This is a genomic window from Propionivibrio pelophilus DSM 12018 (genome assembly GCF_059569095.1).
Map to the genome: position 1 here is coordinate 1 of NZ_JCANUT010000082.1, position 10072 is coordinate 10072.

14 protein-coding genes and 1 pseudogene are annotated in these 10072 nt (G+C 63.8%); 5 read left to right on the plus strand and 10 right to left on the minus strand.

Features of this window, described 5'->3' with window-relative positions:
• Nucleotides 1–291, plus strand: a 291-nt coding sequence (locus BO74_RS19675) for a transposase (RefSeq protein WP_496441822.1), incomplete at its 5' end; no start/stop codon positions are given.
• 54 nt (nucleotides 292–345) lie between these two features.
• On the opposite strand, the gene BO74_RS19680 is transcribed toward BO74_RS19675, so the two are convergent.
• Both BO74_RS19680 and BO74_RS19685 read right to left on the minus strand, forming a co-directional pair.
• Nucleotides 346–1047 (minus strand): pirin family protein, encoded by a 702-nt coding sequence (locus BO74_RS19680; RefSeq protein ID WP_496444877.1) that lies wholly within the window; start codon nucleotides 1045–1047, stop codon nucleotides 346–348.
• A 152-nt stretch (nucleotides 1048–1199) separates the two neighbouring features.
• Complete coding sequence (locus tag BO74_RS19685) at nucleotides 1200–1736, minus strand: YceB family lipoprotein (RefSeq protein WP_496444879.1); 537 nt, start codon at nucleotides 1734–1736, stop codon at nucleotides 1200–1202.
• Between the two features lie 18 nt (nucleotides 1737–1754).
• On the opposite strand from BO74_RS19685, the gene BO74_RS19690 reads away from it, so the two are divergent.
• From BO74_RS19690 to BO74_RS19705, 4 genes are all read left to right on the plus strand, one after another.
• A complete protein-coding gene (locus BO74_RS19690; protein ID WP_496444881.1) occupies nucleotides 1755–1940 on the plus strand; it encodes a hypothetical protein in 186 nt (61 codons plus the stop codon).
• A gap of 142 nt (nucleotides 1941–2082) precedes the next feature.
• Nucleotides 2083–2514: an Hsp20/alpha crystallin family protein gene (locus tag BO74_RS19695; protein WP_496444883.1), complete on the plus strand. Its 432-nt coding sequence runs from the start codon at nucleotides 2083–2085 to the stop codon at nucleotides 2512–2514.
• Between the two features lie 10 nt (nucleotides 2515–2524).
• Nucleotides 2525–2905: an Hsp20/alpha crystallin family protein gene (locus BO74_RS19700; protein ID WP_496444885.1), complete on the plus strand. Its 381-nt coding sequence runs from the start codon at nucleotides 2525–2527 to the stop codon at nucleotides 2903–2905.
• Nucleotides 2906–2956: 51 nt separating this feature from the next.
• Nucleotides 2957–3463, plus strand: coding sequence for an Hsp20/alpha crystallin family protein (locus BO74_RS19705; protein WP_496444887.1), 507 nt, complete (start codon nucleotides 2957–2959; stop codon nucleotides 3461–3463).
• 11 nt (nucleotides 3464–3474) lie between these two features.
• On the opposite strand, the gene BO74_RS19710 is transcribed toward BO74_RS19705, so the two are convergent.
• From BO74_RS19710 to BO74_RS19745, 8 genes and pseudogenes are all read right to left on the minus strand, one after another.
• Nucleotides 3475–4140, minus strand: coding sequence for an HAD family hydrolase (locus BO74_RS19710; protein WP_496444889.1), 666 nt, complete (start codon nucleotides 4138–4140; stop codon nucleotides 3475–3477).
• 7 nt (nucleotides 4141–4147) lie between these two features.
• Nucleotides 4148–4963: a phosphodiesterase gene (locus tag BO74_RS19715; protein ID WP_496444891.1), complete on the minus strand. Its 816-nt coding sequence runs from the start codon at nucleotides 4961–4963 to the stop codon at nucleotides 4148–4150.
• Between the two features lie 11 nt (nucleotides 4964–4974).
• Nucleotides 4975–6033: an ABC transporter ATP-binding protein gene (locus tag BO74_RS19720; RefSeq protein ID WP_496444893.1), complete on the minus strand. Its 1059-nt coding sequence runs from the start codon at nucleotides 6031–6033 to the stop codon at nucleotides 4975–4977.
• Between the two features lie 3 nt (nucleotides 6034–6036).
• Nucleotides 6037–6846, minus strand: coding sequence for an ABC transporter permease (locus BO74_RS19725; protein WP_496444895.1), 810 nt, complete (start codon nucleotides 6844–6846; stop codon nucleotides 6037–6039).
• 8 nt (nucleotides 6847–6854) lie between these two features.
• Nucleotides 6855–7682 carry an ABC transporter permease gene (locus BO74_RS19730; RefSeq protein ID WP_496444897.1) on the minus strand — a complete coding sequence of 276 codons (828 nt, stop codon included), beginning with the start codon at nucleotides 7680–7682 and terminating at the stop codon, nucleotides 6855–6857.
• 119 nt (nucleotides 7683–7801) lie between these two features.
• Nucleotides 7802–8821, minus strand: coding sequence for an extracellular solute-binding protein (locus BO74_RS19735; protein WP_496444899.1), 1020 nt, complete (start codon nucleotides 8819–8821; stop codon nucleotides 7802–7804).
• A 4-nt stretch (nucleotides 8822–8825) separates the two neighbouring features.
• On the minus strand, nucleotides 8826–9704 hold the full coding sequence (locus BO74_RS19740) for a DeoR/GlpR family DNA-binding transcription regulator (RefSeq protein ID WP_496444901.1): 879 nt from the start codon (nucleotides 9702–9704) through the stop codon (nucleotides 8826–8828).
• A gap of 164 nt (nucleotides 9705–9868) precedes the next feature.
• Nucleotides 9869–10072 (minus strand): annotated as a pseudogene (locus tag BO74_RS19745) (group II intron maturase-specific domain-containing protein); the annotation flags it as partial.

Here is a 10072-nt window from a genome sequence, read left to right on the forward strand (position 1 = left end):
ATCTTCCTGATCGTCGATAACCTGCGTGTGCATCATGCCAAGCTCGTCCAGCAATGGATCGAGCCTCGCCGGGACAAGATCGAACTCTTCTACTTGCCGCCCTACGCCCCGGAATCCAATCCCGACGAATATCTGAATCACGATTTCAAAACGTCCCTGCGTCTCGAACCGGCCACCCGCTCTGAAAAGGATCTTCTGCAAAAAGCCATGCGCATCATGAATCGCATCGCACAATGGCCCGAACGCATCCGTTCCTATTTCCAGCATCCTCATGCCGCATACGCGGCTTAGCAAAGCTATTTAAGGGCCGGGTTAATAATGAGACTAGAAAATGGAAATGGAAGTTCAGGGGGCCAGGTCAAACACCAGCACTTCGGCGTCGCGCCCTTTGGATAGCGAGACCATGGGCTCGTTTTCAAGCAGCAGCGCATCGCCCGGGTTGAGGCGTTGCTCATTCACCTCGAGCGCTCCCCGGATCAGGTGGACATAGGCTTTGCGGGTTGGATCGAGGGCCAGGCTCGCGCGTTCGTCGCCGTCGAACAACCCCGCATACAGTCGGGCATCGGCATGAATGACCACCGAGTCTTGCGCCCCGTTGGGGGAAGCGATCAGACGCAGCACGCCGCGTTTCTGCGCGGGGGGAATCGTCTTCTGCTCATAGCCTGGCGCAATACCGACGACGTTCGGCTGAATCCAGATCTGCAGAAAATGGGTGGTCTGGTCGTCGGCGTGGTTGAATTCGCTATGCCTGACGCCCGTTCCGGCGCTCATGCGCTGCACATCGCCGGGCGGAATGCTCTCGATGTTGCCCATGCTGTCCTGGTGCGCCAGTTCGCCGGACAGCACGTAACTGATGATCTCCATGTTCCGGTGCCCGTGCTGGCCAAAGCCGGTGCCGGGTGCGACACGGTCCTCATTGATGACTCGCAGGTTGCCCCAGCCCATGTGATCGGAATCGTAGTATTCGGCGAACGAGAATGAATGCAAGCTCTTGAGCCAACCGTGATCGGCGTAACCACGGTCCTGTGATTTGCGAAGCGTTTGCATGAACTGACCTCCTTGTTGACGGAAGTCATTGTCGGCTTCAGCGCTGCATCGATGTTTCTCGCAATTTGACGACAACGTTCAAAAATTTCGAACGGTTGCCAGCCATGGCCGTTGATGTTGCGGACCAGAACGGCACGGGTAAGGAAGTCGTGCTACATCGAGATGTCGAGCCGTCCCGGCAGAACCTTCACTTCGGTGATCTGCTTGCCGATGAAGCTGTCGGCCCTGTAAACCTCGACGCCTTCGAGGCGCGGCAGGACGGCCTGGTTGACGAGGGCCTTGAGCAGTTCGATGTCCTTTTCCTTCACGCCGGGCGCGCTGAGCGACACGAGCGCCATGTGTGTTGCGTGCAACGATCCCGTCGCTTGCCGCCACTGAGGCGTCATGTCAGCACAGATGGCGACGTCGCCGGGAATCACCTTGGCGCGCACAGTGGTGCAGAACGTCGCGTGGCCGTCGAGCAGCGTGATCTTCGGATCGAGCACCTGCACGTCGCGGTGCTGTTTTTCGGCCAGCTTCTGCGCGACGAAGCTGTTGAGCGTGCTTTCCGAGATATCGATGGCCCGCGCGGGAAGACTGCCGAAAAGCAATGGCAGCAGGACAAACGGCAGGCCACGGGTTATCCCCTTGCGCCGTTGCTCACCGAGCTTGTGCGCAGCAAAGGCACGGGCGAAAATCGTTCGGTTCATGGTTGCCGGATCGCGAAAATGCAAAGTTATATCAACAGGAAAAACGGAAAACGCTACCTCGTCATCGCCGAGGGCATCGACTGCACCAACGCCCGCGACGGGACGCCGGTCATCGTATACCACCCGGAGGAAAAGCCTGAACTGATCTGCGTCAGGGAGAAAGCCGAATTCCTCGTCAAGTTCGATCCCGAACCGGCAGAATGATCCGCCGGCTCACGTCCCGCAAAGCTTTTCGATATGGGGACGAACGCGCTGAAAACAAGAACTTGAAAATAGCCGCAAAGCGCCTTAACTAGGGTTACGAGAGGGAGTACCGAACCCCTCGCAAACCAGAAAGGAGCTCTGCATGTATTACCGTTCATTGTTCCCCCGCGACCTGTTCGCGGAACTTGACCGGCTGCAACGCGAACTTCAGCAGTCGGTCGATCCCAACCCCAATATCCGCGGCCTGACCCGCGGCTTCCCCGCGCTGAACATCGGCGGCACGCCGAAGACGGTGGATATCTACGCCTTCGCTCCGGGCATCGATCCGGCGACGCTGGACGTGCAACTGGTCAAGGGCATGCTGACCATCGCCGGCGAGCGAAAGATCGACCCGGTGCCGGAGAAGGCGACGCTGCATGTCGACGAACGCTTCGCCGGCCGCTTCCGCCGTGTCGTCTCGCTGCCGGACGACGCCGATCCGAACGCGATCGAAGCCAAGTACAAGGACGGTGTGCTGCACGTGCGCATCCAGCGCAAGGAAGAAGCGCAACCGCGGCGTATCACCATTCAGTAAGGAGGAGACCATGAGCGAAAACAACGCCGTTGCCAAATCAAGCGAAACCCGGCGCGACGAAGCCGCGCTGTTGCCGCCGACCGACGTGATCGAGGACGCCGGCGGCATCACGCTTTATGCCGACCTGGCGGGCGTGCCGAAGGACAAACTCAGCCTGCAGGTCGAGGCCGACACGCTGACGATCGAGGGCGAAGTGGCGCTCGATCTGCCGGACGGCATGGAGTCGAGCCACGCGGAAGTCAGCCTGCCGCGCTACCGCCGGGTCTTCACCCTGTCGCGCGAACTCGATTCCTCCAAGGTCAGCGCCGAGTTCAACCAGGGCGTGCTCAAACTGCGCATTCCCAAGGCCGAACACGCGCAGCCGCGCCGCATCGAGATTCAGGTTGCCTGATGCCGAGGGGAGCGCTGAAGGCCCTCCCCTCACCGTTTAAGGAGCGAAGACATGAATCTGGGAACGATCAAGGATGGTTTTGGCTCGCTTTGGGACAATCTGGCCGAAGGGTGGAAGCATCTCACCCAGTCGGCCTCCGGCGCCCTGACCCGCTTCAAGCCGGGCGAAACGACCGACCTCCCCACGAAATCCGAGGTGGACGACGCGTTCTTCATGACCAGCCACCACTGGTCGATGCTCGGCGGCGACGTGTTCGAGGACGACAAGCGCATCGTCGTGCGCCTGGAAGTTCCCGGGCTGGACAAGCAGGACATGAGCATCGAGGCGCGTGACGACGCCCTGATCATCTCGGGCGAAAAGCGCTTCGAGCGCGAAAGCACGGAAGGCCGCTGGCGGATCATGCAATGTGCCTACGGCAGTTTCCAGCGCGTCGTCCCGCTCAATGTACCGGTCCTCGCGGACAAGGCCAGCGCCTCGTACAAGAACGGCGTGCTCCGCGTCGAACTGCCCAAGGCCTCGCCGGGCGCGCCGAAGACCGTAACGATCCGGGTGAAGTAAACGCCCGTTCCTTACTCCGCCACCCGCCAGTCGAGCCGCGGCCAGCCGCGCTCGGCGGCGACGGCGGCGAGGCGCGCGTCGGGGTTGACCGCCACCGGCTGGTCGACCGATTCGAGCAGCGGCAGGTCATTTGCCGAATCCGAGTAGAAAACCGTTGCCGCGAAATCACCCAGACTGCGTCCGGCGCGCTCAAGCCAGGCGGAAAGACAGGCGCGCTTGCGTTCGGCAAAACAGATTTCGCCGCCGATGCGCCCGGTGAACGCACCGTCGCGAACTTCCGCTGGCGGCGCCAGCACGTCCAGCCCAAGCAAGGCGCCCGCGCCTTCGGCGAGGAAGCTGTGCGTGGCGCTGATGATGACCATGCAATCTCCGGCGGCGCGATGCGCCTCGACCGCCTGCCGCGCCACCGCCGAGATTCGCGGTTCGACACAGGACGCGAGGAACTGCGCCCGGCGCGGCAACCATTCGGCAACCGCGCCGTTGCCCAGCAGGGACAACTGGAATTCGATGTATTCGACGATATCGAGCGTACCGGCCAGATAGCGGGCATGCCCTTCGGCCTGTCGCTGCATCGCATCGGGGCCGGCGAGGCCGGCGGCCATCAGGTATTCGATCCAGAGGTGGTTGCTATCCCCGTCCAGCAGCGTGTGGTCGAGGTCGAACAAGACAAGTTTCATTGAGGCGTCAATCGATGAGGTTGCCCGCGGCGTCGAAGAAGGGAAAGGGCCCGGCAAAATCGCCGATGACCGCCGCGTGGGACGTCAGTATACCGTCAGCCCACGTGTGCAGCATGAAGCCCGGGGGCTCCATGTTGAACTGGCTCGGTGCCTCGTCGCGCAGATCGAGAACGACCTGGTGCGCGGGGCTCGGGCAGGTCATCGCCATGCGTCCGCCCACGGCGGTGACGATGGTGCGGTGCAGGTGTCCGCAAAGAACACGCCGCACCTGCGGATGCTTCGCCAGAACCTCCGCCACCGCCTCGCGCCCCTGCAACCCGATCCGGTCCATGTGGCCGATGCCGGTCAGGAAAGGCGGGTGATGCATGAGCAGCAGCGTTGGCGTGTCGGGTGCGGCGCGCAGGGCGTCGTCAAGCCAGGCCAGGCGTTCTGCACACACCGCGCCGCCGCCTTGTCCGGGCACCAGCGTATCGAGACCGAGCAGGCGCAGATCGCCACAGTCGACGGCGAAATTGAGGAAACCTTGTTCCGGGAAATAGCCGCCGTCGGCAAACGCGGCGCGCATACCCTCGCGCTCGTCATGATTGCCGGGCACGACGAACATCGGCATCGTCAATGGCGCCAGCAACTCGCGCAGCCAGGCGTATTCCTCGGGCGAGCCGATGTCGGTGAGGTCGCCGGTGATGAGCAGCAAGTCCGGGCGCGGGACCAGGGCGTTGAGCCGGCGCACGGCCTCGGCGAGCATCGCCGCCGTATCGACCTTTTTATAGGCTAGACGGCCGGGCAGCTTGATGTGCAGGTCGGAAAGCTGGGCGATCAGCATGGCGCGCTCCTTCAAAGAACCAGCACGCCGCGCGGGTCGACGCGCAGATAGACGGCGTCGCCGTGCGCGAATTCACGCCGCACGTGGCTTTCCACGACCAGCGGATCGGGCTGCCCGACATCGACGAACAGGCGCGTCCGGTCGCCGAGAAAGAACGCGGCGCTGACCGTCCCGGAGAGCTGGCACGGATCGTTCTCGCCGGCGACGTGCACGTCTTCCGGCCGGAACAGGATTTCGCCGGCGTCGGCCGGCAGCGTGTCGGCGGGTAACTCGCCGGCCGCGCAACGGAAGACCTTGTCGACGACGCTCCCGCGCAGGCGGTTCATCGTGCCGATGAATCCGGCGACGAAGGCGGTCGCCGGCTGGTGGTAGATCTCCCGCGGCTTGCCGATCTGCGCCACGCGGCCGTGGTCCATCACGACAATGCGGTCGCCGAGGGCCATCGCCTCGGACTGATCATGCGTCACGTAGATGGCGGTGATGCCCAGACGGGTGAGCAAGGTATCGATTTCCAGGCGCAGGGTGTCGCGCAGCTTGGCATCCAGCGCAGTCAGCGGCTCGTCGAGCAGCAGCGCATGCGGACGCACGGCCAGCGCCCGGGCCAGGGCCACGCGCTGACGCTGACCGCCGGAAAGCTGGTCGATGCGCCGGTCGGCCAGTGCCTCGATGCGCATCAGCGCGAGCATTTCGCCGACGCGGGTGCGGAGCGCATTTGGCGATTCCTTGCGGATGCGCAGCCCGTAGCCGATGTTCTCGGCAACGCTCATGTTGGGGAACAGCGCGTAGGACTGGAACACCATCCCGACGTTGCGCTGTTCGATCGGTTGCGCGGTGACATCAACGCCGTCGAACAGTACGCGACCGCCGGCGTCCGGCGATTCCAGCCCGGCGATCATGCGCAGCGTCGTCGTCTTGCCGCAGCCGGACGGGCCGAGCAGCACGACGGTTTCGCCGGCCTCGATGTGCAGGTCGAGCGGCTGCAGCGCGCAGGTGCCATCGGGGAAGGTCTTGGCGCAGCGCTCCAGCGTGATGGAGAGCGCCTTGACGCGGGGTTGAACAGCGTCAGTCATGGTTCATTCCTCTTCGGAGGGAGCAAATGCCCGGCGGCGCGGGCGGGCCAGCCATTGCAGGCCGAGCAGCAAGGGGGTGATCATCAGGAAGAACATCAAGGTGTAGGCACTGCCGATTTCCAGACGCAGCGAGGCGTAGGCGTCGGCCAGGCCGACCGGCAGCGTCTTGGTCAGCGGCGTATGCAGCAGCCAGGTCATGTTGAATTCGCCCATCGACAGCGTCACGACCATCAGCGAACCGGCCAGGATGCCGTTGCGGCAGTTGGGCAGGACGATGTCGAAAAAGCGCTGCCGGAATCCGGCGCCCAGCGAGGCGGCGCCCTCCTCCAGCGTTTTCAGGTCGATGACGCTGAGCACCGCCAGCACCGAGCGCACCATGAACGGCAGGGTGAACAGCACGTGCCCGACGAGGATGAACGCCGACGAGGTGCGGAAGCCGGACAGGCTGCCGTAGGTGACGATCAGCGCCAGCGCGGTGGCCAGCCCCGGCACGGCGACCGGCATGACCAGCAGTTCCTCGACGGCGCGGCTGAAGCGGTTGCGCGAGCGGGCCAGCAGGTAGGCGGTCGGCACGCCGAGCAGAAGCGTCCCGGCCAGGCAGGCCATCGACAGGCCGATGGACAGGAACAAGGTCTGGCGGTAGCCGTCCCACACCTCGCCGAGCCAGCGCAGGGTCAGGCCGCTGCCCAGGCCTACGAAGTAGTTGCTGGTCAGCCCGGCGAGGATCGACAGCCCGACCGGAACGACGAGAAAGGCGCAGACGACCCCGGTGAATCCGAGTTGCAGGGCGAAAAGAATTTTGTCGCGGTTCATGCTTCTTCCTAGCCGGCCGCCGCCACGCTCGATCCGGCCGCCGTGCGCGCCAGCGCGAGCGCCAGCCAGGTGACGGCGCCGAGGACGAAGCTCAGCGCCGCGGCCATGGCGATGTTGGCCGACAGGGTGAATTCGGTGTAGATGACCATCGGCAGCACGTCGATACGCGCGGCCAGGGTAAATGCCGTGCCGAAGGCGCCGACGGCGGTGGCGAAGCAGATCGCGCCAGCCGAGATGAACGCCGGCTTGAGTCCCGGCACGATGATGTCGCGGATCACCCGCCAGGGCGAAGCGCCGAGCGAACGCGCGGCTTCTTCCAGCTTCGGGTCGAGCTTTTCGGTGGCGGCCATCACGGTCAGGATGGTGCGCGGGACCGAAAAATAGACGTAGCCCATGAACAGGCCCAGCAGCGAATAGGCGAAGACGATGCGCGGGCCGCCGAGCAGTTGGGAAAGATCACCGATCAGCCCCTGGCGCCCGGCGAGCATGATCACCATGAAGCCGACGACGACGCCGGGAAAGGCCAGTGGCAAGGTCATCAGCGCAACCAGCACCGACTTTCCCGGGAATTGCCGGCGCTGCAGGAAGACCCCGCAGATGCCGCTGATCGCCAGCGTCGCCAGCGTTGTCGCCACGGATACGCCGAGCGTGGCGAACAGCGCGCCGCGATAGCCGGCATCGGTGAAGATGGCGAAATACGCTGCCCAGCCGTGCGTGCCCTGGCCGCCAATGACGAACAGCCGGACCATCGGCAAAAGGAAGAAGGCGATAAAGAACACCGCGGCCGGCAACAGCATCAGCAGCAGCCGGGCGTCATTATTTGTTGAGCGGGACATGTTCGTTTGTCAGGAATACCTAAAGACCAAGAAAATCCCGTCATTCCGGCGAAAGCCGGAATCCAGAGGCGCACCAATGGACTCCGGATCGCATCAGGAGCGACGGACTCTGCCCGGTGTTATTTCACTTCGTTCTTGAAGCGCTCGACGATCATGCTTTGCGCCGCGCCGAGCTTCTTCAGGTCGACCGGCTTGGCACGCGCATAATCCGCATCGGGCAGAAACTTGCGCTTGGCTTCGGCGGACATTTTCTCGGCGAACACCGGGCGCAGGAAGGCGTTGCCCCACATCGTCTGGCTCTCGTCGGAGAGCACGAAGTCGAGCACCTTCTTGCCGTTGTCGGCGTGCGGTCCGTTCTTCACCAACCCCATCACGTAGGGCTGCACGACGGTGCCTTCCTTCGGAATGACGAACACCACCGGCGCGCCATCCTTGTGCTGGCCGCGGTAGGCGTTGAAGTCGTAGTCGAAGAGGATCGGGATCTCGCCGGAAATCACCCGCGCGTAGGAGGTCTGCTTCGGCACGATCGGCTGGTTCTTCTGCAGTTCCTTGAAGAACTTGATCGCCGGATCGATGTTCTCGTAGCTGCCGCCGAGCGCCAGGTTGATCGCCATCACGCCGAGTTGCCCAACCGCCGCCGAGGTCGGGTCGAGGTAGCCGACCATCCCCTTGTATTCGGGTTTGAGCAGGTCCGCCCAGCTTTGCGGCACCGGCGCCTTGCCCAGCGCGGCCTTGTTGACGAACAGGCCGAGCGTCCCGGAGTGGATGGTGAACCACAGACCATCCGGGTCCTTCAGCTCGGCCGGAATCTTCTCCCAGCCCTTCGGCTTGTACGCAGTCAACACGCCAGCCGTCTTGGCGGTGTCCGCCGAAATGCCGCCGAGGTACGTCACGTCGGCTACCGGATTGGCCTTTTCGGCAATCAACGCGGCGATCGACTGGCCGGAGTTCTTGTTGTCCGGCGGCACGGTGAGGCCGATACGCGCCTGGATGGCCTTCAGCTGGCTGCCCCAGTCGGCCCACTCCGGCGGGCAGTTGTAGCAGATGGCGGTCTGGTCGGCCTGGGCCGCCGTGCCGATCAGGGCCGTGGCGGCGAACGCCACCGCCGTGAGGATTCGTTTCAACGGGCGCACTTGCATGAGATCACTCTCCTTGGTTGGGGATGGAACACGGAAAACCCGGGCTGGCGGACTGGCCCTCCCGGCAAACGATCAGACGGGTACCGGCCTCGGCGAGCATTTCGGCGACGCCATCGGGCACCGGCCGGTCGGTATAGATAGCCGTCGCGTCGCGGAGGTGACCGCCGCGTACGGTGGCCTCGCGCCCGAACTTGCTGTGATCGAGCACGAGATAGCGCTGACGGCAATGGCGCATCAGCGCGCGGCGCATCGTCACTTCGTCCGGGGAAAAATCAAGCAGCGTGCCGTCCTCCGCCACCCCGCCGACGCCGAAAACCCCGGTGTCGACGGAATAGCGCTCGAAGAACGCGTGCGCCTCGGCTGCAACCACGTCGCGATCCGCGTTGCGGATGCGCCCGCCGGCGACGGTGAGGTCGAAGGTCGGATTGCCACAGAGAACCAGCGCCACCGACAGGTTGTGGGTCATCACCCGCAGCTGGCTGTGCCCGAGCAGCGCCTGGGCGCATATTTCCGGCGTGGTGCCGATACCGAAAAACAGCGACGCCCGGTCCGGCACGTCGAGCGCCAGCCGTCGCGCGATGCAGCGCTTGGCGTCGAGGTTCAGCACCCGCCGCGCCAGATAGGCGAGGTTCTCGCCCGAAACCGGCAGTTCCACGCCACCATGGCGGCGCCGCAGCAAGCCGCGGTCACAAAGCTGATTGACGTCGCGACGGATCGTCTGCGGCGTGACCCCGAAGTGCTCCGCCAGCGAATCGATGGCCAGAAAACCAGCGGCCCCGACCAGTTCGATGATGCGACTGGTTCGTCGCCCGTGCTCCGTCGCCGTGAAATGAGCCTCCGGCGAGGCCGGAAGTGTTGCTGTAATTTGCCCGTGCGTTTTCATACGAAAACGATAACGGCCATAAATTACAGAGAAGTTACGTTCAGATGAACATTCCCGCCCCGTCCGGAACGGGTTGATCGGCATAGGGGGCAGCCCTTATAGGCTGCGCCCCTGCCACACCACCCGGCATGCGGGTCCGCACCGGGCGGTTCGAGAAGTTGAGGTCATGAGAGACGAGGAACTCCGAGTCGATCAAAGTAGGCAATGGTCAGTACCGTTTTCAGTAGCCGATCGGCATTTCGCCAGTAGCTACGTGCATTTCCAGCCACCCTGCACGCCACAACTTCCGGCGCACCGAGGGCTTTTAATTCCCGATACATTGTCGTGCCGCGCTTCCAGTGCTTGAGTTGTATTGCCCGCAACCGATG

Excerpts from the sequence above, each read along its gene's own strand:
- BO74_RS19680 (WP_496444877.1), bottom strand. The coding sequence starts at position 1,047 with ATGCAAACGCTTCGCAAATCACAGGACCGTGGTTACGCCGATCACGGT.
- BO74_RS19685 (WP_496444879.1), bottom strand. The coding sequence starts at position 1,736 with ATGAACCGAACGATTTTCGCCCGTGCCTTTGCTGCGCACAAGCTCGGT.
- BO74_RS19690 (WP_496444881.1), top strand. The coding sequence starts at position 1,755 with ATGCAAAGTTATATCAACAGGAAAAACGGAAAACGCTACCTCGTCATC.
- BO74_RS19695 (WP_496444883.1), top strand. The coding sequence starts at position 2,083 with ATGTATTACCGTTCATTGTTCCCCCGCGACCTGTTCGCGGAACTTGAC.
- BO74_RS19700 (WP_496444885.1), top strand. The coding sequence starts at position 2,525 with ATGAGCGAAAACAACGCCGTTGCCAAATCAAGCGAAACCCGGCGCGAC.
- BO74_RS19705 (WP_496444887.1), top strand. The coding sequence starts at position 2,957 with ATGAATCTGGGAACGATCAAGGATGGTTTTGGCTCGCTTTGGGACAAT.
- BO74_RS19710 (WP_496444889.1), bottom strand. The coding sequence starts at position 4,140 with ATGAAACTTGTCTTGTTCGACCTCGACCACACGCTGCTGGACGGGGAT.
- BO74_RS19715 (WP_496444891.1), bottom strand. The coding sequence starts at position 4,963 with ATGCTGATCGCCCAGCTTTCCGACCTGCACATCAAGCTGCCCGGCCGT.
- BO74_RS19720 (WP_496444893.1), bottom strand. The coding sequence starts at position 6,033 with ATGACTGACGCTGTTCAACCCCGCGTCAAGGCGCTCTCCATCACGCTG.
- BO74_RS19725 (WP_496444895.1), bottom strand. The coding sequence starts at position 6,846 with ATGAACCGCGACAAAATTCTTTTCGCCCTGCAACTCGGATTCACCGGG.
- BO74_RS19730 (WP_496444897.1), bottom strand. The coding sequence starts at position 7,682 with ATGTCCCGCTCAACAAATAATGACGCCCGGCTGCTGCTGATGCTGTTG.
- BO74_RS19735 (WP_496444899.1), bottom strand. The coding sequence starts at position 8,821 with ATGCAAGTGCGCCCGTTGAAACGAATCCTCACGGCGGTGGCGTTCGCC.
- BO74_RS19740 (WP_496444901.1), bottom strand. The coding sequence starts at position 9,704 with ATGAAAACGCACGGGCAAATTACAGCAACACTTCCGGCCTCGCCGGAG.